The organism is Porticoccus sp. Uisw_050_02, from assembly GCF_047729555.1.
Lineage (GTDB): Bacteria > Pseudomonadota > Gammaproteobacteria > Pseudomonadales > Porticoccaceae > Porticoccus.
Window position 1 is genome coordinate 1,350,338 of sequence record NZ_CP159825.1, and the last position, 22,437, is coordinate 1,372,774.

Annotated in this window: 25 protein-coding genes; 8 read left to right on the forward strand and 17 right to left on the reverse strand. The window is 41.7% G+C overall.

The genetic code is table 11. From position 1 onward, the window contains the following. Window positions 1–3: 3 nt before the first annotated feature. The 4 genes from secB to ABXT41_RS06575 all read right to left on the reverse strand — a co-directional run bounded on the left by secB (window position 4) and on the right by ABXT41_RS06575 (window position 5,864). Window positions 4–474, reverse strand: coding sequence for a protein-export chaperone SecB (secB, locus tag ABXT41_RS06560; RefSeq protein WP_415390703.1), 471 nt, complete (start codon window positions 472–474; stop codon window positions 4–6). Between the two features lie 254 nt (window positions 475–728). Beyond that, window positions 729–1,229: an acetone carboxylase subunit gamma gene (locus ABXT41_RS06565; protein WP_415390704.1), complete on the reverse strand. Its 501-nt coding sequence runs from the start codon at window positions 1,227–1,229 to the stop codon at window positions 729–731. A 77-nt stretch (window positions 1,230–1,306) separates the two neighbouring features. Continuing rightward, complete coding sequence (locus ABXT41_RS06570) at window positions 1,307–3,652, reverse strand: hydantoinase B/oxoprolinase family protein (RefSeq protein ID WP_415390705.1); 2,346 nt, start codon at window positions 3,650–3,652, stop codon at window positions 1,307–1,309. 28 nt (window positions 3,653–3,680) lie between these two features. After that, the gene (locus ABXT41_RS06575) at window positions 3,681–5,864 is read right to left on the reverse strand and encodes a hydantoinase/oxoprolinase family protein (protein ID WP_415390706.1); all 2,184 of its coding nucleotides are present in this window, start codon (window positions 5,862–5,864) and stop codon (window positions 3,681–3,683) included. A gap of 545 nt (window positions 5,865–6,409) precedes the next feature. Between ABXT41_RS06575 and gshA the strand changes: the two genes are divergently transcribed. Beyond that, a complete protein-coding gene (gene gshA / locus ABXT41_RS06580; RefSeq protein WP_415390707.1) occupies window positions 6,410–7,996 on the forward strand; it encodes a glutamate--cysteine ligase in 1,587 nt (528 codons plus the stop codon). A 6-nt stretch (window positions 7,997–8,002) separates the two neighbouring features. On the opposite strand, the gene ABXT41_RS06585 is transcribed toward gshA, so the two are convergent. Next, a complete protein-coding gene (locus tag ABXT41_RS06585) occupies window positions 8,003–8,539 on the reverse strand; it encodes a hypothetical protein (RefSeq protein WP_415390708.1) in 537 nt (178 codons plus the stop codon). Between the two features lie 139 nt (window positions 8,540–8,678). Here ABXT41_RS06585 and ABXT41_RS06590 point away from each other — a divergent pair, with 139 nt between their 5' ends. From ABXT41_RS06590 to ABXT41_RS06600, 3 genes are read left to right on the forward strand one after another with little or no spacing between them, the layout of a single operon-like run. After that, complete coding sequence (locus ABXT41_RS06590) at window positions 8,679–9,155, forward strand: disulfide bond formation protein B (protein WP_415390709.1); 477 nt, start codon at window positions 8,679–8,681, stop codon at window positions 9,153–9,155. A 2-nt stretch (window positions 9,156–9,157) separates the two neighbouring features. Beyond that, window positions 9,158–9,523 (forward strand): CidA/LrgA family protein, encoded by a 366-nt coding sequence (locus tag ABXT41_RS06595; protein ID WP_415390710.1) that lies wholly within the window; start codon window positions 9,158–9,160, stop codon window positions 9,521–9,523. A 2-nt stretch (window positions 9,524–9,525) separates the two neighbouring features. Continuing rightward, window positions 9,526–10,230 (forward strand): LrgB family protein, encoded by a 705-nt coding sequence (locus ABXT41_RS06600; protein WP_415390711.1) that lies wholly within the window; start codon window positions 9,526–9,528, stop codon window positions 10,228–10,230. A 49-nt stretch (window positions 10,231–10,279) separates the two neighbouring features. Here the strand turns inward: ABXT41_RS06600 and ABXT41_RS06605 are convergent, their stop codons facing one another. The 9 genes from ABXT41_RS06605 to ftsY all read right to left on the reverse strand — a co-directional run bounded on the left by ABXT41_RS06605 (window position 10,280) and on the right by ftsY (window position 17,355). Further along, window positions 10,280–11,047, reverse strand: coding sequence for an FKBP-type peptidyl-prolyl cis-trans isomerase (locus ABXT41_RS06605; RefSeq protein ID WP_415390712.1), 768 nt, complete (start codon window positions 11,045–11,047; stop codon window positions 10,280–10,282). A 78-nt stretch (window positions 11,048–11,125) separates the two neighbouring features. Further along, window positions 11,126–11,629 (reverse strand): TIGR02444 family protein, encoded by a 504-nt coding sequence (locus tag ABXT41_RS06610; protein WP_415390713.1) that lies wholly within the window; start codon window positions 11,627–11,629, stop codon window positions 11,126–11,128. A 13-nt stretch (window positions 11,630–11,642) separates the two neighbouring features. Next, window positions 11,643–12,305 carry an isoprenoid biosynthesis glyoxalase ElbB gene (gene elbB / locus ABXT41_RS06615; protein WP_415390714.1) on the reverse strand — a complete coding sequence of 221 codons (663 nt, stop codon included), beginning with the start codon at window positions 12,303–12,305 and terminating at the stop codon, window positions 11,643–11,645. 32 nt (window positions 12,306–12,337) lie between these two features. Then, window positions 12,338–12,970, reverse strand: a complete 633-nt coding sequence (gene trmB, locus ABXT41_RS06620) for a tRNA (guanosine(46)-N7)-methyltransferase TrmB (RefSeq protein ID WP_415391476.1) — start codon at window positions 12,968–12,970, stop codon at window positions 12,338–12,340. A gap of 116 nt (window positions 12,971–13,086) precedes the next feature. Then, on the reverse strand, window positions 13,087–13,464 hold the full coding sequence (locus tag ABXT41_RS06625; protein WP_415390715.1) for a DUF423 domain-containing protein: 378 nt from the start codon (window positions 13,462–13,464) through the stop codon (window positions 13,087–13,089). Between the two features lie 105 nt (window positions 13,465–13,569). Then, window positions 13,570–14,421, reverse strand: coding sequence for an RNA polymerase sigma factor RpoH (gene rpoH / locus ABXT41_RS06630; RefSeq protein ID WP_415390716.1), 852 nt, complete (start codon window positions 14,419–14,421; stop codon window positions 13,570–13,572). A 110-nt stretch (window positions 14,422–14,531) separates the two neighbouring features. Continuing rightward, window positions 14,532–15,539, reverse strand: a complete 1,008-nt coding sequence (gene ftsX, locus ABXT41_RS06635; protein WP_415390717.1) for a permease-like cell division protein FtsX — start codon at window positions 15,537–15,539, stop codon at window positions 14,532–14,534. Further along, on the reverse strand, window positions 15,536–16,204 hold the full coding sequence (gene ftsE / locus ABXT41_RS06640) for a cell division ATP-binding protein FtsE (RefSeq protein WP_415390718.1): 669 nt from the start codon (window positions 16,202–16,204) through the stop codon (window positions 15,536–15,538). Before ftsE ends, ftsX begins: the two co-directional genes overlap by 4 nt. Window positions 16,205–16,209: 5 nt before the next feature. Continuing rightward, window positions 16,210–17,355: a signal recognition particle-docking protein FtsY gene (ftsY, locus tag ABXT41_RS06645; RefSeq protein ID WP_415390719.1), complete on the reverse strand. Its 1,146-nt coding sequence runs from the start codon at window positions 17,353–17,355 to the stop codon at window positions 16,210–16,212. 87 nt (window positions 17,356–17,442) lie between these two features. Between ftsY and rsmD the strand changes: the two genes are divergently transcribed. Both rsmD and coaD read left to right on the forward strand, forming a co-directional pair. Further along, a complete protein-coding gene (gene rsmD, locus ABXT41_RS06650; RefSeq protein ID WP_415390720.1) occupies window positions 17,443–18,015 on the forward strand; it encodes a 16S rRNA (guanine(966)-N(2))-methyltransferase RsmD in 573 nt (190 codons plus the stop codon). 57 nt (window positions 18,016–18,072) lie between these two features. Then, on the forward strand, window positions 18,073–18,555 hold the full coding sequence (gene coaD, locus ABXT41_RS06655; protein WP_415390721.1) for a pantetheine-phosphate adenylyltransferase: 483 nt from the start codon (window positions 18,073–18,075) through the stop codon (window positions 18,553–18,555). A gap of 19 nt (window positions 18,556–18,574) precedes the next feature. Here the strand turns inward: coaD and mutM are convergent, their stop codons facing one another. The 3 genes from mutM to rpmB all read right to left on the reverse strand — a co-directional run bounded on the left by mutM (window position 18,575) and on the right by rpmB (window position 19,929). Further along, window positions 18,575–19,390 carry a bifunctional DNA-formamidopyrimidine glycosylase/DNA-(apurinic or apyrimidinic site) lyase gene (gene mutM / locus ABXT41_RS06660; protein WP_415390722.1) on the reverse strand — a complete coding sequence of 272 codons (816 nt, stop codon included), beginning with the start codon at window positions 19,388–19,390 and terminating at the stop codon, window positions 18,575–18,577. Between the two features lie 123 nt (window positions 19,391–19,513). Then, the gene (rpmG, locus tag ABXT41_RS06665) at window positions 19,514–19,681 is read right to left on the reverse strand and encodes a 50S ribosomal protein L33 (protein WP_415390723.1); all 168 of its coding nucleotides are present in this window, start codon (window positions 19,679–19,681) and stop codon (window positions 19,514–19,516) included. A gap of 11 nt (window positions 19,682–19,692) precedes the next feature. After that, a complete protein-coding gene (rpmB, locus tag ABXT41_RS06670; protein WP_415390724.1) occupies window positions 19,693–19,929 on the reverse strand; it encodes a 50S ribosomal protein L28 in 237 nt (78 codons plus the stop codon). Between the two features lie 297 nt (window positions 19,930–20,226). Here rpmB and coaBC point away from each other — a divergent pair, with 297 nt between their 5' ends. After that, window positions 20,227–21,450 carry a bifunctional phosphopantothenoylcysteine decarboxylase/phosphopantothenate--cysteine ligase CoaBC gene (gene coaBC / locus ABXT41_RS06675; protein WP_415390725.1) on the forward strand — a complete coding sequence of 408 codons (1,224 nt, stop codon included), beginning with the start codon at window positions 20,227–20,229 and terminating at the stop codon, window positions 21,448–21,450. 57 nt (window positions 21,451–21,507) lie between these two features. Next, window positions 21,508–22,431: an acetylglutamate kinase gene (argB, locus tag ABXT41_RS06680; protein ID WP_415390726.1), complete on the forward strand. Its 924-nt coding sequence runs from the start codon at window positions 21,508–21,510 to the stop codon at window positions 22,429–22,431. The last annotated feature ends 6 nt before the right edge of the window (window positions 22,432–22,437 follow it).

A 22,437-nucleotide genomic window follows, 5' to 3' on the forward strand; every position in this document is an offset into this window, starting at 1 on the left:
ATATTAATGCTTCTTTTCTTTTTCTAGCGCTTCTTTAGCTTTTTTGGCTTCCTGCTTTTCTTTGTACATCGCATCAAAGTTGATGGGTGCAAGCATCATCGGAGGATACCCAGCCTTAAGTAGCACATTGTCTAATGTCTCCCTAAGATAAGGGAACATAATTAAAGGGCAAGCAGAGTGAAGCGCTTCATCCAAACGTTCGTCTGAAAAACCGCTAATCAAAAACAGTGCCGCCTGATCAATTTCATGAGTAAAAGCTACAATATTTTCATTTGTTGCTGTCACTTTAACAGTGATGATGACCTCATAGCGACCATCGCTATCAATAGCTGTATTCGTAATATTAAGATCTAACGTAGTTTCCGGCTTCCAGTCAGTGCCAAAAACACCTGCTGAGTTAGGAGACGTAAATAGATTTTTTTTCAAATAAATTTTTTGCATCGAAAAATGCGGTTGATTAGTCTCTTCTGACATTTCTTTTTCCTTGATTTTTTTGTGGTCTGATTGCGACCCAAACGATTGTCCAGAGATGAGGTGGAAGTTCGTACTTAGCCATCAAAAAGTCGCTGAAAATACAACTCAGTTGCCTTATGAGTATTTGGAAACTATTGCATCCATGACTGAATAGATTTTTATAAGCTTCAGACTCACATTGAGATAAAGTATTTTAAACCGAAAATAAATAAGTCCCAGCCAAAGGCTGGGACTTATTTGGAACTATCAACAACTTATATCTTAGCTGGTGCTTTGATTCCTACCCACTCAAAGAAAACCTTCAAGTCTGGTTTGACATCATGCATCACTGGATACCAAGGAGTTGGCGCTTCAATGTCAAGCATAGTGCCACAATCTGGGCATGAATACTCACGGTATACTTGCCAGCTAGTGTCTGGAGACATTAAACGTGGATACACTTGATCCATTTTTTCAGCTGTGTCACGAACATAAATGTTTGCGTTAAGCTTCCAGTTTTCTTTGTAGTGTCCAAAATCCTTACCGCAATCACAGAAAGCGTGGATTTCTTCGTCACTATCTCTTATAGCTAAGTTCAGGTGTGGTCCTAATGCCATAATAACTTTATGTTTGTATGTCATTTTTTCCTGAATTACTTCCATGTAAAGCTTATAACGATCTTCATCTTTAGGCATGGAAAGCATTTGATGCACTGTATCCCAGGCTAACGTGCCATCGACCAGCTGCCCAACTTCTTTTTTTGTATATGTAGACATATCTATACTCTCTTATATCTAATTGATCATTGATTGAGTGCCCCAAGGGACACTCGGTTCAATTTCTCAGTTAACGATTATTCCTCAGTCATAATGACGGGCTTACAGTCCGGCATTTCACTGATATCCATAGTCTTAGTAGATCCAAACGTGGGGATTCCCAGGCTTGACTCTAGCAAGTTGTAATCTGCTGGTAAGTCCCAGAATGTTTTAAATTCATTTAGGAACGGCTCAGACAAAGCAAAACTTGAAGCAAACATCTGCTTAACTTGTGGAGAGGCTATATTGTCAACAATATTTTTACGTTCACCTTTCATCCACTCTCGGACAGGAGTACTACGCTTGATACGGTCTTGCTTAATTTTAGCTTGAGCCGCAGTAGTCTTAGCTGAATCTACAGTGTAGACACCCTCATGATTTTGAGTGTATACAACGCCATAAATTTTCTTGGCGTATTCAGGAAGAATGTAGTTTTCGTTAAGATCTTCTTCGATACTTTGTGCGCCTGAGTGTAAACGATCCAAAGGATCACCGAAACCAGGACCACCACGTAGGTAGTTCAAGTATAGGTCACCATTATCGAAGATTGCTTCGGTAGTGATACATTGCTTGTCACGCTTAACTACAGCATCTGGTCCAAGATGTTTTTCCCACTCGCAATCATCTGGGTTCAAATCTTCACCCAAAGGAATTGATAGGCCTTTTGCGATTCTTCCATCTTCACCGATAAGACCAGTGTTGTGAGCTTCAAAACGGTAACCAGTTGCTGAAGGATAACCACCCATCAAGCCCCAATCACTGTTCATGTAGCCATTGCCCATGAAGAACATAGTCCAGTCACATGATGCGTGAACCATACGCAAAGTTTCAAATCCATTACCACCACGCCATTTGCCGTAGCCGCCTGAGTTGGTTTTTTGAGTACGACCCATGTATAAGAGTGGCTCTGCAAGTTCCCAAATCTCAATATCACCCATATCACCTTCAGGGTTCCAAATTGCAGCAGCATTATTAAGGCCGTCTTTCATAGCACATGCACCCGTACCACAAGCAGCAGTTTCGAAACTGTTAACAGCGTGAATATCGCCGTCTTGGTTGATACCGCCACCTTGTAGCCAGTTACAAGGGTTAGAGTTACCAGAGTTAACTTCTTCTAGATAACCACGACCAAAGTATGTGCGACTAATACCGCGCCACAAAGAGCTCCAAGAAGAAACCAAGAAGTGCCATGCATCAGCGTGAGCTGTACGACGGTCATCTGGGTTAGTCCAAGTACCTTTAGGTAGACGGAACTGAGTTGCATAACGACACCCGTCATTAATACGCTCTGTAGGTACAAGACTTTGAGTCATCATTACCCAAATACCAGAGGTAAACGCTGTGGGGTTTGCGTTATACGTATGCCAGCCCCAACGACTACATCCTTCAAAGTCTAAACGCCAGCTAGCGTCGGCCTTAACAGTAATGAGGCATGGTGCATGCATAATTGAGTCAAGTTTAGCGAAGGGAGAAGGTACAGCTACATCTGGATGAGTGTAAGGTACGTCAACAAATGCAACAGTCCTAACTTCACCAGGAATACACATAGCCTTAATACGACTAGTTAGACCACGGCGACCATCTTCAATAACTTCGTTTGCAAAGATATCCCATGCTTCAACGCCTTCGTCAGCAATAGTTTCTTGAACCATTTCGCGAATCATTGACGTACCAGCAATACGTGTCTTCTCATCAAGAATCCAGTATTTTACAGTACGTACGTTACGCTGGCTTTCATGCAACCAATCCCGTAGCGGGGTATCGTTGACGCCAGTTTTACGGCAAGTGATCTGCAAACCGTCACCGAAGCGCTGGATTTGACCGTTTGACATAGAACCTGGTCCAACAGCACCAGTATCAATTACGTGTGTTACGCCACCTACCCATGCACACAAGTATCCTTCGAAGAATACAGGAATGATAGTTGCAATATCGCAAGGGTGAACGTTACCAGTCTGACAATCATTGTTAGTGAACATGTCACCTTCATTGATTCCAGGGTTGATTTCCCAGTTGTTCTGGATCATATACTTGATCGCAGCACCCATGGTACCAACGTGAATGATAATACCAGTAGATGTAGCAATACAGTCACCAGCTACGTTGTAAAGGGTGAAACACAACTCACCTTCTTGCTCAACGATTGGAGACGCTGCAATCTTCTTAGCAACTTCACGAGAGTTAACCAATCCCGCACGTACTTTAGAAAAAATACGCTCGTATTTGATTGGATCTTTTTCTTTCAATGTTAAGGTTTTGATACCGTCGTAGTGCCCGGTTTCTGACGCACGCGCCAGAATACCATTACGGTTCTCATCCAAAGACATACCATTTCTCAATAGTTTGCCTAATTCTGCACCTTTTAAGGTTTGTAAAATAGTCATTTTAATTTCCCTCTATTATCCTATTGATCTAGATCGCATCGACAGTGTTGAAAGCTACTTTCTGTATTGCGTCGGTTTCAACCAAGTGGAAAAGACGATGGTTATCCAGGAACGTTTCGAAGCCGGTTGGCACTACAAAAGTAGTTGCATCGGATTCAATAACACACGGACCCTTAACGTGGTTACCAGGCATCAAGCTTTCCATATGATAAAGATCAGCTTCAACCCACTTACGTTGGTCGTAGAACTTACGAGTGCCTGTTTTAGCTCCAGCAGGTGGTTGTTTTCCGTGATCTTTCTCATTAGGAATAGCAGGTTTGCTAGTCTCAACCGAACCACGAAGAATCGCACCAGTAATGCCAAAACCAAGCTCAGGAGAACGAGCCGCATCAGCATATACGCGAGCGTATTCTGCATCAAAAGCTGCAACCAATGCTGGCCAATCTTTTTTGTCTTTCACAGATTTCAATGGCGAATCAATTTCCAAGTCATTCAGCTGACCTAGGTACTGCATGCTATATCCTGGTGTGAAAGTAATGTCTTTCTCAGAGAAACCATTAATTTCAAATTCTTCCAGAATCTTAACCTTTAGTGTATCCCAAGCTGTTTGTAGCTGTTTAACCGAAACATCTAGATCTTCATCTGTAGACTCTTCAGTGATACCAACATTCACACTCATATCATAACGATATTCGAAGTCTGCTGAAGCACAACCAAATGCTGAGAATCCAGCAGCCCAAGCAGGAACGATAGTTTCTTTAAAGCCTAGACCTTTAGTGTAACCATAAGCATGAACTGGACCGCCGCCGCCGTATGAGAAACATACGAAGTCGCGTGGGCTATAGCCTTTACCAGAGATCATTGCACGCAGATGTTGACGTAAAGAAAGGTCAAGTAGCTCGATCACACCCGCAGCAGCGTCTTCCAAAGAAAGACCCATAGGGGTAGCGATTTGCTCTTGTACACATTTTCTTCCGCGCTCAACATCAAGCTTCAAGATTCCACCAAGGAAGTTATCTGGGTTCAAGTAACCAAGAATAATATGACAGTCAGTTACAGAAACTGTATCTAGACCGCCTTCTGGCCAGCAAGTACCAACACGATAACCAGCGCTATCAGGACCTAGCTTTAGAGAGTTTGAATAAGGATCAATACGTACGAAACTACCCGCACCTGCACCGATACTGTCCATAGCTACCATAGGTAGAGAAAGCACCAAGCGAGCCATATCACTATCTTTATGGATAGAGTAGTTGCCGCCAGTGATCAAAGCCATATCAAAGCTAGTACCACCAATGTCGGAACAAGCAATGTTTTCATAGCCAAGCTGTTCACCTAGATATTTAGCACCAATTACACCACCGATTGGCCCAGACACTAATGAGCGAGCCAATTCTTTTGCTTTCCAGCCAATGGTACCGCCATGGGTAGCCATTACGCGTAGATCAAAAGTAGCACCATAAGACTTCATTTTGTCGCTTAGTGCGCCAAGAATCTTACGAGAAGGCTCAGCAGCATAGGCTTCTAGGATTGTTGTATTAGTACGGTGACTTTCCTTACGTGCTGGATAGTAGTCAACAGAAGCAAATACAGGAATATTAGAGCCTTTGTCTTTAATTACTTTAAGGACCGCATCACGAACAGCATGCTCGTGTGTTGGGTTTAGGTAAGAGCTTAGCAAGCTAATTGCAATCGCCTTGACGCCCTGATCAACTAGTTCGCCAGCAGCAACAATAGCTTCTTCTACGCGAACAGGTATTACAACATGTCCTTTTGAGTCAATACGCTCAGTTACACCACGAGTGTCGTGGATGTGAACCAAAGATTCATCGTACTTATGCGTATTCAAATGTAGACGATCTTCGAACGCATAGCCTAGGTAGCACTGAAGTGCACGGCCCATACGATGGAAATCCTCAAAACCTTTACTTACGATAAGTCCGGTACGTAGTCCTTTACGGCCTACAACACGGTTCAGCATCGCAGTTCCAGAAAAAACACAAGTGACCATTTCTGGATATGTGTCTTCAACTGTACGTCCCCAATGAGCTAAAGCGTCCACACTAGAAGTTAGCACTGCTTTGGATTCATCAGCATCACTCTGTGCTTTACCGACAACAAAAGAGCCGTCTGCGCGCACAAAGAACGTATCTGTCATAGTTCCGCCTGCATCGATCCCCAGGACCTCGACGGGATTAGTTAATTCGTTCAAGTTTATATCCTCTTTCTTATATTCATGAGTTGTTAACTTCATATTTTTTGTAAAAAACCATTTAGATACTTAAGTCTTATAGTTTATATGTATCTAAATCAAACAAAAAATACCCTCAAAAAACCACTTCTTAATTAATGCAATTCAGTAGAAAAATACTTATAAAAATCACTGATTTACAAAAATTACCGACAAAAAACCACCGCTATTTGCTCCTTATCTGTTACCTATAAAGAGTATGCGGAGGCTTATATCGAATCGAATTAAAGCATGAGAAACTAAGTCTGTCCAACATATTTAACGATAAAATCTCTCCAAAAGAGCTATTTATAGTTATTGATTTTTCATAAGTCATTAATTTTATTTTAATTTTATTTAATCTGGAGCGAAACAAGCTGCCATATTAATTTTTAGGGATATTAATATTCTATGGCACCCAAGACTACTTCAAATATGTATATACTGAGCGCACTAAAACCTACTGCTATTTTCGTTGGTGTGCTACTTACCCCTCCGCCCAAGCAATCCAAAACAGGGAAGCTAAATTGCCTCTTTTAAGAAATCGTCTCAATTTACTTGCTGAAGATACTGCATCAAGAATACTTCTGGGCATCACAAGGGGTATCGAAAAAGAAAGTTTGCGTGTCACTCCAGCAGGAACAATAGCCCAGACACCCCATTCATCGTTGCTGGGTTCTGCCCTCACTCATCCACAGATTACTACTGATTTTTCAGAAGCATTGCTTGAATTCATCACCCCTCCGTCAACCAATGCAAATGAAATATTACAAACATTAGAAGATATCCACCGTTTTACCTATCAACAGATAGGCAATGAGATACTCTGGACTAGCAGTATGCCTTGCCAACTAAGTGGTGAAAGTGATATTCCCGTTGGGAAATATGGGTCATCAAACATTGGGGCAATGAAGCATACTTATAGGCTGGGGCTAGGCCATCGATACGGGCGACTCATGCAGACTATAGCCGGCATCCATTACAACTTCTCGGTCCCCGATGAGTTGATGGAGCTGCTAAGAAAGAACGAAAAATCTACGTTATCCCCACAAGATTTTAAAACCGAAAATTATTTTTCCCTAATACGAAATTTTCGTCGTCATTTTTGGCTACTACTATATCTATTTGGCGCTTCCTCGGGAATTTGTCGCAGCTTTGTTAAAGGAAGAGATCATCAGCTGATCCAATTTGATGCCGATGAACACAGTCTGTATCTTCCCTATGCCACATCCATAAGGATGAGTGATTTGGGCTACCAGAGCAAAGCCCAAGATAAACTGACAGTCTGTTATAACAGCCTACAAAGCTATATTCGTACTCTTGGGGAGACATTGGCTGAGCCTTATCCAGGTTATGAGTCAATCGGATTGAAAGATAGTGCCGGAGACTACAAGCAACTAAATCTCAACATATTGCAAATTGAAAATGAATTCTATAGCCCAATACGCCCAAAACGAACTGCTCGCCCAGGACAATCACCCCTTCGGGCTTTACAGGCAGCAGGGGTAGAATATATAGAAGTTCGCTGCATTGATCTTAATCCCTTTTTGCCGCTTGGCATAGATCGTGCGCAAGTAGACTTTATGGACATTTTTCTATTGACCTGTTTGCTCTCCAAAAGCGCTCCAACAGACCAGCATGAATATCATCATATACTGGAAAACCAACGATTGATGGTTCACAACGGCAGGAGCCCAGACTTCAAACTTCACAGTCGTGAGGGCATGCGATCTTTTTCAGATTGGGGTCATTCTATTTTTAAAGAAATGTATCCGGTTGCTCAACTCCTTGATCAACAACACCAAACAACTCGCTACCAAGAAGTTCTAGGTAAGCTAGAAAAACTTATTGATGACCCATCTCTCACTCCTTCTGCAAAAATTCTCGAGACAATGAGGGAAACTGGGCAAACCTATTTTAAGGTAGCAATGGGGCATGCACTAAAGAGTCGGGAATACTTTTTACAGGAGAAGCTTGCACCAGAAACCACTAGAAAATATGAACTAATGGCCGCGGAATCTTTACGACGTCAGAAAAATATTGAAGCATCGGATACCCTATCTTTTGATCAATTTCTTGCAGCACATCACCAACAATACGACTTTAAAGTATAGGTTCTCTTAATTAAGCTTTAGTATTGTCGAAAAGTCTGCAGGGTTATCATCCATGTCTGTCGAAGGGTTGGTGCTGGTATTGGTAGGCTGTACGTCGCCAGTTTGATAAAGGTCAGAACTAGAGCGCTCGGTGAGATACAACTTAAAGCGCTTATCTAGATAGTACACAATAGCTCGCATATGTTGCTTGCCTATAAATTCATAGGCCGTCTTTTCTGGGCGATCACAAATATAAAAACTGCCCACAAAGTGATCGGTTGTCACGCCCTTAAAGCGACCATAAGTCTTCCATAAATTGAATATATTTAATTTAACGAGCTGGCTATCCACTTTTAGACACCAAGACAACTTACCTAGCTTCGGATCAAACCCCTTATAGCGAGCCCTTCCTTGCTGAAATTTTGGATCCTTAGTCCCCATTGGTCTCGTATTTTCGTTTGATGCGCCCTGCAAGCCTGTACCTAAACCTGTGCCTAAGTCTCCATAAGAAGTAGATGTCATAAAAAGAGAGATGAACAGTGCCAACAAGAATTTTCTATACATTTATTACACTCTTAATTTTCTATAATGAGTTATATAGTGTTGCATTCTACACAGTCTAAAGATCTAATTCACCATGGTTGACCTGATTGCATTAAAAAATATTAGTGTTCAACATTTTCCCCCAACCCGAGGCTAAAAGTTGATAACAAACAGGCAAATAAATTTTTTCGCTTTTATATTTTGCATGGGGCTCATAGCGACTGCGCTTTATATGCAGCATGTAATGGAATTACGCCCTTGTTACCTTTGTGTAACACAAAGAGTTTTTGTGGTTGCTACAGGGATGCTTACCTTGCTAGCGTTACTTCACAATAGAGGTCTTAAGATCTACGGATCACTAACTATAGTAAGCGCACTAGGTGGTGGCTACTTTTCCGCCAAACAGTTGTGGCTTCAAAATCTTCCTGTTGACCAAATTCCTGCCTGTGGGCCACCTGCCGAATATTTATTTAATGCCTTTAACTTTACCGAGGCTTTAAGCATGTTGCTACAAGGTGATGGGAACTGTGCAACAATACAGTGGACATTTCTGCACTTAAGTATTCCTGGATGGACACTGGTTAGCTTTCTGCTGCTGGCTATACTGGGGCTACTACCAATCATTCGCAAACGTTAGAGATGCTACGAGGATTTATTGCTTTATTGATTTTTCAGGGGATTGGAGAATCCATTGTTTATTTTGGACATTTACCAATACCTGGTCCAGTGATTGGCATGATGCTACTTTTTTTAACGTTACAGGCTAGAAATCAAGGCACCCCAGCCTCCCTTGAAAGCATTGCTCACCTCATGATCCGCTATCTTTATTTGTTCCTGATTCCAGCCTGTGTTGGATGCTTTTTTTTGATCAAAAATAACTTGGAAGGGTGGATCATAATAATCGCTAGTGTTGCTATATCCACTTTTGCAACCATGATCATTGGAGCACTGATGATGAAATATATGCTGACAAGACATCAAAAAAAGTCTAGGGAAAATTCATAATAATGGAAACGGCAAGCTTAGCTATTATGTTTACGCTAACCCTTTTGGGTTTTTGGGCGGCTACCTGGGTCTTGAGTGCCAGTCAGTCAGAGTCTGTTATTCATCTGTTCCTGCATCCGTTAGTCGTAGGTCCTTTTCTAGTGACAATTTTTCTCATATTGTTACGCATTGATTATCAGCAATATCGCTTGGCTAATGAACCATTCTTCTTTTTGCTCGATACCGCAATTGTCGCTTTAGCCGTACCTTTGTATCAGCAATTTTACAACTTCCGAATAGCAGTCAAACCCTTACTGATCACTTTAATATTTAGTGCCTTTTTTGCAAGCATTAGCGCGGCAGGGTGCGCCTTAATGTTCGGTGTCGATATCAGCAGTATAGCGTCTCTAGCGCCAAAATCAGTAACTACCCCCATAGCGCTTCGTATTGCAGAAAAGATTGGTGGAGACTTGTCTATGACTGCTGGAATAGTGGTGCTAACCGGGATAATAGGCGCAATTTTTGGACCCGTGCTATTTAATCGGCTAGGCATCAAAGATGACCGCATTAAGGGGTTTATTCTAGGGATTTGTGCTCACGGCATAGGCGCCGCAAAGGCACTTGAAATTAGTCGAAAGTGTGGTGCATTTGCTATACTGGGTCTTAGTGCAACTGGAATACTGACTGCTTTAATCTTGCCTTACATTGTTCTCTTTGCAGTAAAGTAATAAAAAGGCCCTAACGGGCCTTTTTATTACTAAGGTATATGGTGACTACTTATTCTGATGTTAGGACTTTCTCCAGCTCTACCTCAAAAACAAGGGTTGCCATAGGTCCAATTGTAGGCAATTGCCCCTGCGGTCCATAAGCAAGCTCTGGGTGAAGATAAAGCTCCCATTTGGCACCTTCTTTCATTTTTTGTAATGCTTCTGTCCAGCCAGGAATAACGTCAGCAAGACTAAGTTCTACCGAACCACCGTGCTTAGACGAAGTATCGAATTCACGACCATCAATAAATGTACCCCTGTAATGTACAAGAACGCGACTTGTTGCTGCTGGTGATGCGCCTGCGCCCGGGATAATAATTTTATATTGTAAGCCCGTTTCTGTCGTGACGACGCCATTTTTCGTGCTATTTTCTGATAAAAATTTCTTACCTTCTTGAATATTTTTTTCTGCTGTAGCATTCATTTCTTCTTGATACTTAGCAGTTTTTTCCTGCTGTGCGGCATAGTAGTTCTCTACCACCTTTACTGCATCTTCCTTAGAAATTCGAGGACGTTGATTATTCAATGCATCAGCCATACCTAATGCAAAAGCTTTTTGATCAATCTTTGTATCTGAAGTAAAAAATTGAAGGCCTACATCGCCGCCTACGATGTAACTAAACTTTTCAATTTCGGTTTCCATGGTTGATTCTTCTGCACCCACAACCGAAAGCAATTCTTTTTCTGCAGCAAAACCTAATTCAGGTGATTCATTATCATTGCAAGCGACTAAGCCAAGGGCTGCTGCAAGGATCAAAAATAAGTGTGTGAATTTCATATGACTATCCTTTTTAAGCCTATCTGTAATTGGAATTATTTAACAAGTAGCGCATCATAACTCATAAGTCCTGAAAACTTAATCAGAGTCTTGAGGAAGACTTGCATGAAACAGCAATGGATGACCGATTAAGATTTCAGGAGCGTTCAGCATGGTCAAATAATTATTAAGATTAATCATTTGCCATTCTGTGTTGACCGCATCATTAATAATAAAATGCTGTTCTTTTGCCCAGTGATACAGAATCTCTTGGACCACTTTTTCGGCAGTTACTTCCAATTCTTTCAGCACTCTAACACTGTTTTTAATTAATGCTGACACAGCCACAAATCGTCTCACTCGGCGCAATGGTTGCACAGCACAATGATCCCATTGTTTAATTTTCTCCCCTGCCGCGGTTAAATCCTTATTTGTGATCTCAATACCACAAGAGCCAAGCCAACAGCACAGAAGCAGCATGTTAACATTGGCGTCGTATTTATCTTGGTATTGAAGACAGTGCTCTGCCACACCTGATCGAGCGTAATGCGATAGCGAATAAATCCAAAAAGAATTTTCTGTATTGCTGCCTAGTTTTTTCAAAGCTTGCGGAATCTCATGTCTTGATCATAGCCAACACGGCCTGCACTAGCTTTTCGACACCGACTGCCGCTTCACTGATATTGCTCGCCAGCATGTATGCTGGGGTTGTCACTAAAAGATTCTTATCGTCAATGCATATATCGTTGACGCTGCAGACTTCGTGGATAGCTCCAGTAGCTTCGATAGCCTCAGCGGTCGACTTATCATCACCAATAGTGAAACGAACTCCTTCCCCAAACAGCTTACCTGCCATTGCCGGCGCAATACACATCGCACCCACTGGCTTTTTGGCCTGGTGCGCTGCTTGAACAAAACGCTTTAGTTCTTCATTTAACAAAAAGGCAGAGCCCTTGACAGCAAAATCACATAGATTTTTAGCGGCGCCAAATCCACCAGGTATAATAACTGCATCAAAATCTACCATGTTGGCCTGGGCTAAATCTTTTATGTCTCCGCGAACCAGTCGAGCAGCCTCCGCTAATACGTTTCGACTCTCATCTTCGACTACATCACCAGTAAAATGGTTAATAACATGCATCTGTTGAATGTCTGGGGCAAAGCATTGCACTTGTGCTCCCGCTTTATCTAAGCACAAAAGAGTGATGACAGATTCATAGATTTCTGATCCATCAAATACACCGCATCCTGACAAAATCACGGCTATTTTTTTACTCAAAACTTATCTCCTGTTGTCTTAGCTATAATATCTTACAATATGCGAGCGTACATAAGATCCCAAACTCCATGACCCAGTCGTTCGCCTCGTGCCTCAAATTTAGTGACTGGACGAAAGTCTGGCCTCAATGAGTACTTTCTTGCACCAGCGGTATTCTGATAACCTGTAGCCGATTCCATCACCTCCAACATCGACTCAGCATACGGTTCCCAATCAGTCGCTAAATGGACCGTACCCCCTATTTCCAATTTTTCTCTAAGCATTTGAATAAAACTTGGCTGTATTAGTCGGCGTTTATTATGTTTCTTTTTATGCCATGGGTCAGGAAAATATATTTGCACACGGTGGATGCTAGCATCAGGGATGCAGTCTTCAATAACATCTATGGCGTCAGCCATGTATACTCTGACATTTTGGAGGGACAGCTTGCCTGCATCACTAATTAAACGTCCAACGCCAGGAGCATGCACCTCGATACCCACGAAATCTTTATCTGGCTCAAGTTGAATCATGCTGAGCAACGATCCGCCCATACCAAACCCAATTTCTAGTACTTGAGGGGCATTGCGCCCAAATTCTGACTGAAAGTTTAGCAGCCCTTGATGCAAGCTTAAGCCATAATTTGGCCAATGATCATGAAAGCCTAGCTTTTGTCCATCGGTCATACGTCCAGAACGAACAACATAGCTTCGTATGGATTTTTTTTTGTACTCGGGCCTGACGTCTTCCACCTTTAATAACTCCGTACTATTTCAGGCTATAATGACCAAGAACACCATGACTAGGATTTTACTAAAGTCCTAGTCAGGGCAAAAGAAAGGACCAACCAGCCAACCAAAAACATACTACCGCCGATAGGCGTAATCATGCCAAAGGCCTTGATGCCAGTAATAACTAATAAGTAAAGGCTGCCTGAAAAAATGATGGAGCCCATGACAAACAACCAGCCTACAACGCTCCATAAAACAGTATAATGGCGATTTGCAGCAACAATGACTGACAGCAACGCCAGGACATGGAACATTTGGTACTGCACCCCGGTTTGCCAAAGATTCAACATCTCTGGTGCCGTAGTGCCCTGAAGCAGATGAGCGCCAAAGGCACCCAAGGCGACAGCAAAAAAACCTAACATTGCTGTCATGCCTGTTAGCATCTTCATTTTTCATCCTATTCTATCGAGTTGATAATTTATCATTTCATGCAGAAAAACAAATAAAAAAGCCGCATAAAACGCGGCTTTTGGAAACTTAAGCCCGCTAAGAGTTTACGCCTCCATGCTCATCCGGACTTTTTTCATTGCATTTTTTTCTAGCTGCCTCACACGTTCTGCAGAAATCTTATATCTAGCCGCTAAATCATGAAGTGTAGCTTTATTATCTGTTAGCCAGCGACTCTGAATAATGTCACGGCTACGCTCATCCAGCTCGGCCAATGCTTTCGTCATGCGATTGTGGCTATCGTTACCAGTTTCTGCTATCTCAGCCAATAATGCTGGATCAGCCGTCTTGTCCTCTAAATACAATGCTGGCGCTTGGTAAGGGCTCTCATCGTCATCTGATGAATAGTCAAAGCATTCATCATGACCTGCAAGACGCTTTTCCATCTCCATAACTTGGGAAACTTCAACACCCAAATCGTCTGCAATTGCTTTAGCCTCATCATTGCTTAACCATGCCAAACTTTTCTTGGCGCCACGCAGGTTAAAGAACAATTTTCTCTGAGCTTTAGTAGTAGCAACTTTAACTATACGCCAGTTTCTTAACACATATTCATGTATTTCAGCTCTAACCCAGTGCACGGCAAAAGACACTAAGCGAACACCTTTTTCAGGATTGAAACGCTTAACGGCTTTCATTAATCCAACATTACCTTCTTGAATTAGATCGCCCAAAGGCAATCCATAACCGTTATAAGAGCGTGCAATATAAACAACAAAACGAAGATGAGATAAAACTAAGCGCCGTGCGGCGTCTAAATCCTCATGGTAATAAAGATCTTCGGCGAGAGCACGCTCTTCCTCGGCGGAGAGAATGGCAATTGCATTAGCGCCCTGTATGTAAGCGGCAATATTTGCTCCAGGGGTCATCCAATCCAAAGGTTGTAAATTTTGACTCATATAAACCTCATATAAACCCCGAAAACTCGGGACAGATATTTTAACAGCTTAAAATTAGATTACCATACCAATATAAAATATCATAACTCGCTGTTTTGAATCAATAAAAATTATTTTGGTTCGATAGAGGCCAGCTGTCTTACAATCGCCAACCAAGCCCCCAAAAACCCCAAACCAGCACCAATAAGTAAAAGCCACATTAAACCAGAAGATCCCAAGCCTTCTAATTGGAATACACTCTGATAAAGATCAGCTAAGTGTGCCACAGGCGCAGACATCCAGTGTACAAACACAGTAACTAAAATCCATGCCAGAGCCCCACCTATAAAGCCATACCAAGCACCAGTATACAAAAATGGTCGCCGAACATAGCTGTCGGTTCCACCTACAAGCTTCACAACAATCACTTCATTGCGACGATTTTCAAGAGCAAGCCTAACAGTGTTTCCAATAATCAACAAAACACTAAAAGCTAGAATCACCCCAAGCATCAAGGCCAACTTCTCGCAAACCTCCAGCATTGCTTGCAACCTTTGCAGCCATTGCATGTCGACCTGAACACTATCAACAAGAGTCTCTTCCTGTAATTTTCTTACTAGGGTTCCGATAGCCTCAGAATCATGCTTGATGTCTTCCTTCGGTTGAATAAGAAGGACTGCTGGCAATGGGTTTTCATCCAGCATTTCTAAAACGCTTCCAAAATTTGACTCTAAACGAAATTCGTCAAGTCCTTGCTGGCTGGAAATATATTTCACAGCAGTTATATCGATATCTGACAATAAACTTTTCTTTAGTTTCTCGGCTTTCAGTTGAGAGGCTGTCATCTTTAAAAATACAGTGATTTGAGTTGTGGACTCCGCATGGCTGCCTAGTTCTTTAAGGTTAATAACACCGACATATAAAGTTAAAGGTAAACCCAAAGCTATTGCTACAACAAGGGACGTCATTAGCGTCTGGAGTGGTTCGGCGCACAATCGACGAATTGTGCTGGCGAACGACTGATAATGGCTCCGGAAATAACCTTTAAATTGATCTGAAAATCTCTGTTTTCGTTCTTTAGAAATCAATAAACCTGGGCGGTTTTTAGCTTCGGGCTTGCGACGGTAATTACGCTTCATTGAGACTTTCCGTCCTCTAATAGCTGTCCGTGATCCAGCTTCAATAAACGCAATCCCATAGAGGAAATTAGATCTACATCATGTGTAGCAATCAATACTGTGACGCCAACCTCACAAAAATTATGGAATAAGCGCATAATTTCCCTAGACAACCTTGGGTCAAGATTGCCAGTAGGCTCGTCAGCTAGCAAGATTCGTGGTTTATGCACAACAGCTCGAGCAATGCCTAGACGTTGTTGCTCCCCCCCAGATAAAATCATTGGATTCATTTTTTCTTTATCTAATAATCCAACTTTATCGAGAGCAGCTCTAACCCTTCGCCCAACTTCACGATGCTGTAATCCCGAAACTAAAAGAGGCAACGCAACATTATCAAACACACTACGATCAAAGAGCAGTTGATGATTTTGAAAAACAACCCCTATATTTCGCCGATAATATGGCATTTGGCTGTGATATATACGATTTAAATTTTGGCCATCGACAAGCAAGTCCCCGCTAGTCGGCCTCTCCATAAGCATAATAAGCTTCAAAAGAGTGCTTTTGCCTGCTCCAGAGTGGCCCGTCAAAAAAACCATCTCACCAAGATCTAGATCAAAACTCAAATTGCTTAAAGCTTCATATCCAGATGGATAAATTTTGCTTACTTTATTGAACTGAATCATATCTATCAGGCATTCTTATTGTCACTACTAAGTACCGCTTCCACATAATTGCGCGCATCAAAAGGCTGCAAATCTTCAAGATTTTCTCCCAGCCCCACAAAACGCACAGGAACACCAAAACGCTTATATAAAGAAAAGATCATTCCACCTTTAGCGGTACCGTCAAGTTTAGTTAACACTAAACCAGTCACAGCAACCGCATCGCTAAATTCTTGCATTTGATTCATAGCATTCTGTCCAGTACCAGCATCAATAACTAGCAGCACTTCATGGGGGGCAGAGTCATCGAGCTTGGTGATAACGCGTCTAATTTTTTTCAGCTCCTCCATTAGATAATTTTTTGTATGAAGTCGTCCTGCTGTATCGGCAATCAATATATCGACACTATTAGATTTAGCTGACTCTATAGCATCAAAAATGACAGAGGCGCTGTCTGCACCCTCTCCTTGGGCAATCACAGGTATGTCATTTCTGTTTCCCCAATCTTGCAGCTGCTCAACAGCAGCTGCCCTAAAGGTATCTCCAGCAGCAAGCATAACTATCTTATCCTGCTTGCCATAATATTTGGCAATTTTTCCAATAGTGGTTGTTTTGCCAACGCCATTAACGCCAACCACAAGTATGACAAACGGAGATTTCTGAGAACATATCTCTAACGACTTTTGACAACCAACGATTTTATTAATCAAAATATCCTGTAATGCCACCAACAACCCATGTCCGTCGATCAGCTTTTTACGTTTTAGCTGACTGGTTAATTCTTGCATTATTTCGACTGTTGTTTCTACGCCTACATCCGCCAATAACAAGCGCGTCTCCAAATCTTCCAAGAACTCAGCATCAATCTCCCGCCCAATAAGAAAGAGGTCACTAAAACTACGTCCTGTTTTCGATAGCGCACGACGAAATCGTTCCTGTATTCCAACACCTATATTAATTTTTTCAGGGTCATCGGAGGCTTGATCTAAAGATTTATTGTTATTTGGCTCATGAGTATTTGTTGTTTTTTCATTAGCTTGTAGCTCTCGTTCTATGCTAGATTCTACATTTTTCTGACGGCGCAAACGCTGGAAAAATGTCTGCTTTTTGGCAGACTTTAATACGCTATTTTTTTCTTTTGCAGAAATATTTGTTGTATCTGTTGAAGACATTATTCTAACTCTATGAAAACTGATTAATGCATGCTATCACTTTAGAACGAGAAAAACGCTTTGAAACATTCAGGTAATCAGAAATTTTTGTCAAAAAAATCTAACAATAAGGTTCGAATTATCGGAGGAAAACTGCGTGGCCAAAATCTAAATTTTGCTGATATTGAAGGGCTAAGGCCAACCGGAAGCCGTATAAAGGAAACTCTTTTTAACTGGCTCACTCCTTCTATTATTGTAGGCTCGAACTGTCTAGATCTGTTTGCTGGGTCAGGTTCTCTAGGAGTTGAATCTGTATCTCGAGGAGCTTTTAGTGTAACAATGATTGAAAAAAATCATTCTGCATTTACGGCTCTAAAAAGCAGTTGCTCCTTCTTGGATATGGAAAACGTAACCATCATTCAAGTCGATGCACTAAAATGGTTAACTGAAAAAAATGATTCAAGGCCTTTTGATGTGGTATTTCTGGACCCCCCCTTTGACTCTAATCTGTTAACAGCCTGCTGTAGCTTGCTAGAAGAAAATGGTCTTCTAGCAAAAAAATCATACATTTATGTCGAAACAGATCAAAACCGTTTAGCCCCAATCATTCCGACTGACTGGAAGCTGCTTAAAGAAAAAATATCAGGGCAAGTGGCCTATAAGTTATACTGCCGAGATTAAGGCTATAAGCTAAAGCATGTTGCTTATATAAATAATTCCAACTTTCGAGCAAAAAATGTGAAAACAATCGTCTACCCGGGAACATTTGATCCAATCACCAATGGCCATGCTGATCTCGTAGAGCGTGCTAGCAGGCTTTTTGATCATGTAATCGTTGCTATCGCGAGCAGCAAAAGAAAGGCGCCATTATTTGATATGGACGAACGCATTGATCTAGCTCGCAAGGCCCTATCGCATTTTAATAATGTAGAGGTTATTGGGTTCGACTATCTCCTGGTTAATTTTGTAAAAGATCAAAATGCAGATGCAATTCTTCGGGGTCTCCGTGCGGTATCAGACTTTGAATATGAGTTCCAGCTAGCTAATATGAACCGTGCACTGTCTCCTGAAATAGAAAGTATTTTCCTTACGCCTTCAGAAAAATTATCCTACATCTCATCTTCTTTAGTCAAAGAAATCGGCTTACTTGGTGGAGACATTAATGCTTTTGTTCCGCCATGTGTGCGGGATGCTTTAGCAGTAAAGTTTAATATTGCCTAATAGTACCCTTAAAGATAAATTATTTTTGGCAGCAAGAACAATACACCGAGGAACGCTGACCTAACCTTATTTCTTTTAGTATCGATTTACAGAGAACGCAAGCCTTTCCTCCTCGACCATAAACAAAAAGCTCTTGCTTAAAATAACCCGACTTACCCTCATTGCCTGAAAAATCTTTTAAGGTTGTTCCTCCCTGATCGATCGCTTTTAACAAGACCTCTCTGACGTTTTCAACTAAAATTTTATATCTATCAAGCGTAATTCGGCCAGCTGGTTTTTTTGGCCTGATCCCGCTAAGAAATAATGTCTCATTAGCATAAATATTACCCACCCCCACAACAATCTTGTTATCCATTAAAAACTGTTTTATCGAAGTGGTCTTGCCGCGAGACAAACAATACAAACGTTCCGCATCAAATTTTGGTTCAAATGGCTCGGGACCCAAATGCTTAAGTAGCCTATGCTGTTCGGGGTCTCCTTCTATCCATAAGATAGAACCAAATCTTCTAGGGTCTGTATAACGAAGTATAGTTCCATCATTAAAAACGATATCTACATGATCATGTCTTTCGGGAGGACTTTTCTCTAGCAAAACTTTGAGATTGCCAGACATGCCTAAATGCACCATCAGATGTCCGTTCAAAAACTCAAACAACATATATTTTGCACGCTGTCGTGCAGATTTTAGTAACTGCCCATTCAGCAATTCAAACAAGTTACCTGGAACTGGCCAACGAAGATTGGGGTTTCGAATGATAATACCAGCTACTTGTTTTCCTTCGATATGAGGCAACACTCCTTTTAAAGTAACAACAACCTCTGGCAATTCGGGCATATCGACTCCTTGCGAAGGTAAACTGAAAATTAATTCATTATGCTGTCATAAGCTTCATTATCAAAAATAATAAAAAAACCCCGATCTCTCAGGGTTTTTTTATTTTACAGCCTACAACAAAGCTTACTTAATTTTTGCTTCTTTGTAAGGAACATGCTTTCGAACCACTGGATCGTATTTACTAAACTCTAGCTTATCAGGCTTAGTGCGTTTGTTTTTATCCGTAGTGTAATAGTGTCCAGTGCCAGCACTGGAAACTAATTTAATTTTATCACGACCCGATTTAGCCATTATTCTTCCCCTTAAACCTTCTCGCCACGCTGGCGAATATCTGCAAGTACCTGCTGAATTCCCAACTTATCAATAACACGTATTCCCTTTGCAGAAAGACGCAGCTTCACAAAGCGCTTTTCTTCTTCAACCCAAAAACGATGAGAATGTAGATTCGGCTCAAATCGACGACGAGTCCTATTTTTTGCGTGTGAAACATTATTTCCCGACATCGGCCGCTTGCCGGTGACCTGACATACCTTAGACATTGTATCGCCTCTAATGATTATGCCGCCAGCTCAGCGGCCACTCAATCAAATTTGTTAGTAAATTTTTATTAAAAAATCTTCTGAAGGTGAGAACGCTTTCCAGCTGAGTTGTACGCCCACATAAAGAGCCGCATTTTATACCAGAAGCCGCCGCCCGAAGCAACAAAAATTCCATAGATTAACCTGAATGTAAGATTTCATGTCTGTTTTGTGATGGTATAGCAAGTACTGACTACGCAAATGACTTTCTCGATGGTATCTTATACACCTAAGATAAAAATTTCAGGTAAATTATTGATGTATTCCTTAGCCAACAAGCGTGTTTTGCTAGGCGTCTCTGGCGGCATAGCTGCATACAAAAGTGCCGAGGTTGTTCGGCGTCTGCAAGATTTGGGTGCCACAGTTAGAGTCGTAATGACTGCAGCAGCCACAGATTTTATTACCCCACTTACTTTGCAAGCGCTATCTGGAAATCCTGTCCATACAAAACTACTAGATACTAAAGCAGAAGCTGCTATGGGTCATATTGAATTAGCAAAATGGGCTGACGTAATACTAATTGCCCCTATATCAGCCAACTTCATGGCTAAACTTGCTAGCGGGGAAGCCAGCGATCTTCTTTCTACATTATGCCTGGCTAGTCGCTCCTTGCTGGCTGTTGCTCCAGCCATGAACCAAGGTATGTGGAAAAACCCAAGCACTCAAAAAAATATTGGGTATTTGCGAAGTCGCGGAATTCATATTTTTGGCCCAGCAGAAGGCTCTCAAGCATGCGGGGATACAGGCCCAGGACGAATGATAGAACCGAAAGATATCGCAGAGCTTACCGCTGATTTGTTTGAAACAGGCTCCCTAGCAGGGATTAAGGTAGTCATTACCGCAGGCCCTACGCGTGAAGCTATAGATCCCGTTCGCTATATTAGCAACAACAGCTCTGGGAAAATGGGCTATGCTTTAGCTGAAGCAGCTAGTGAGGCGGGCGCAGAAACTATATTAATAAGCGGTCCCGTAAATTTAAAGCCGCCTAGTCGAGCAAAGACCGTCTATGTCACAAGTGCTAGAGAAATGCATATTGCTGCACTCGAGGAGGCCGTTGATTGCCAGCTGTTTATTGCCTGTGCTGCGGTAGCAGATTATCGCCCAGTGAATCAATCAGAACAAAAAATTAAAAAATCTAAGGATGAGATAACTATTAATCTGATCAAGAATCCAGACATTGTGGCTGATATTGCTGCCCTTACTAATCGTCCCTTTACTGTAGGATTTGCCGCTGAAACCCCACAGACAAAAGACTGTCTAGAAATTTATGCGCGTGAAAAATTAGAAAGAAAAAATCTTGACCTTGTTATTGCAAACGATGTTTCAGGTCGAACTATGGGCTTTGATAGTGATGACAATGCTGTTCTGGTAGTCGAGACAAGCAGTTCAGAAGCGATACCAAAAACAAGCAAAACTATTTTGTCGCGGCAGTTAATTGCAAAAATTGCACAGATGCTAAAAATTACCAATAAAACGTTATAATGGCTCCTCGCTATAAATGATAGTTTTAAATCTTCAGCCCTTGATCAGGATCCAGACATGTCACTAACCATCGCAGAAGCAAAAAACGTAGCAAAGGTTCTGTCAGAATCGTTGCCCTATATTCAGCAATTTACCGGTAAAACTATTGTTATTAAGTTCGGGGGGAATGCGATGGTAGACGAAAAACTAAAAGCTAGTTTTGCGCGAGATGTAGTGATGATGAAGCTAGTTGGAATGAATCCAGTCATAGTTCATGGTGGAGGACCTCAAATCGGAAACTTATTATCAGAACTAGGCATTGATTCACATTTTGTAAACGGCATGAGAGTTACAGATAGCAAAACAATGGATGTGGTTGAGATGGTTTTGGGTGGAGCTGTTAACAAAGAAATAGTTCAACTTATTAATCAAGCTCGCGGAAAAGCTGTGGGGATTACCGGCAAAGATGGTCAGCTGATCAGGGCTCGCAAGTTAAAAGTGTCTAAAAAACCTTCGGGGCAAAAGACACCTGAGCTGCAAGAACCAGAAATTATTGACATAGGGCAAGTAGGCGAGGTGGTATCAATTAATACCGATGTTATCGACATGCTAACTGCCAGTAATTTTATCCCTGTTATTGCACCTATTGGTGTAGATAACGAAGGAAACTCGTATAACATTAATGCTGACTTAGTTGCTGGCAAAATTGCTGAGGTTCTTCAAGCAGAAAAATTAATGCTCCTAACTAACGTCGCCGGCCTGCAAGATAAAGATGGTGTGGTGCTAACCGGCCTATCCATAAAACAGGTGGATGCATTGATTGCTGACGGCACTATTTACGGAGGCATGCTTCCCAAGATCCAGTGCGCACTGAATGCAGTGAAAGGTGGCACAAAAAGTGCCCATATCATTGATGGTCGAGTGAATCATGCATCTTTATTGGAGGTTTTCACCGATCAGGGTGTTGGTACAAAAATTACAGACCAAAGAAGCAGAGACTGAGGTCCC

Bases quoted from the DNA above. Each gene is read 5' to 3' on its own strand.
- ABXT41_RS06605 (WP_415390712.1), bottom strand. From the start codon at position 11,047: ATGAAATTCACACACTTATTTTTGATCCTTGCAGCAGCCCTTGGCTTA.
- ABXT41_RS06595 (WP_415390710.1), top strand. From the start codon at position 9,158: ATGCTACGAGGATTTATTGCTTTATTGATTTTTCAGGGGATTGGAGAA.
- ABXT41_RS06565 (WP_415390704.1), bottom strand. From the start codon at position 1,229: ATGTCTACATATACAAAAAAAGAAGTTGGGCAGCTGGTCGATGGCACG.
- ABXT41_RS06625 (WP_415390715.1), bottom strand. From the start codon at position 13,464: ATGAAGATGCTAACAGGCATGACAGCAATGTTAGGTTTTTTTGCTGTC.
- rpmG (WP_415390723.1), bottom strand. From the start codon at position 19,681: ATGGCTAAATCGGGTCGTGATAAAATTAAATTAGTTTCCAGTGCTGGC.
- secB (WP_415390703.1), bottom strand. From the start codon at position 474: ATGTCAGAAGAGACTAATCAACCGCATTTTTCGATGCAAAAAATTTAT.
- rpoH (WP_415390716.1), bottom strand. From the start codon at position 14,421: ATGAGTCAAAATTTACAACCTTTGGATTGGATGACCCCTGGAGCAAAT.
- ABXT41_RS06585 (WP_415390708.1), bottom strand. From the start codon at position 8,539: ATGTATAGAAAATTCTTGTTGGCACTGTTCATCTCTCTTTTTATGACA.
- rpmB (WP_415390724.1), bottom strand. From the start codon at position 19,929: ATGTCTAAGGTATGTCAGGTCACCGGCAAGCGGCCGATGTCGGGAAAT.
- mutM (WP_415390722.1), bottom strand. From the start codon at position 19,390: ATGCCCGAATTGCCAGAGGTTGTTGTTACTTTAAAAGGAGTGTTGCCT.
- ABXT41_RS06570 (WP_415390705.1), bottom strand. From the start codon at position 3,652: ATGACTATTTTACAAACCTTAAAAGGTGCAGAATTAGGCAAACTATTG.
- trmB (WP_415391476.1), bottom strand. From the start codon at position 12,970: ATGACCGATGGACAAAAGCTAGGCTTTCATGATCATTGGCCAAATTAT.
- ftsE (WP_415390718.1), bottom strand. From the start codon at position 16,204: ATGATTCAGTTCAATAAAGTAAGCAAAATTTATCCATCTGGATATGAA.
- coaBC (WP_415390725.1), top strand. From the start codon at position 20,227: ATGTATTCCTTAGCCAACAAGCGTGTTTTGCTAGGCGTCTCTGGCGGC.
- ABXT41_RS06600 (WP_415390711.1), top strand. From the start codon at position 9,526: ATGGAAACGGCAAGCTTAGCTATTATGTTTACGCTAACCCTTTTGGGT.
- ftsY (WP_415390719.1), bottom strand. From the start codon at position 17,355: ATGTCTTCAACAGATACAACAAATATTTCTGCAAAAGAAAAAAATAGC.
- argB (WP_415390726.1), top strand. From the start codon at position 21,508: ATGTCACTAACCATCGCAGAAGCAAAAAACGTAGCAAAGGTTCTGTCA.
- ftsX (WP_415390717.1), bottom strand. From the start codon at position 15,539: ATGAAGCGTAATTACCGTCGCAAGCCCGAAGCTAAAAACCGCCCAGGT.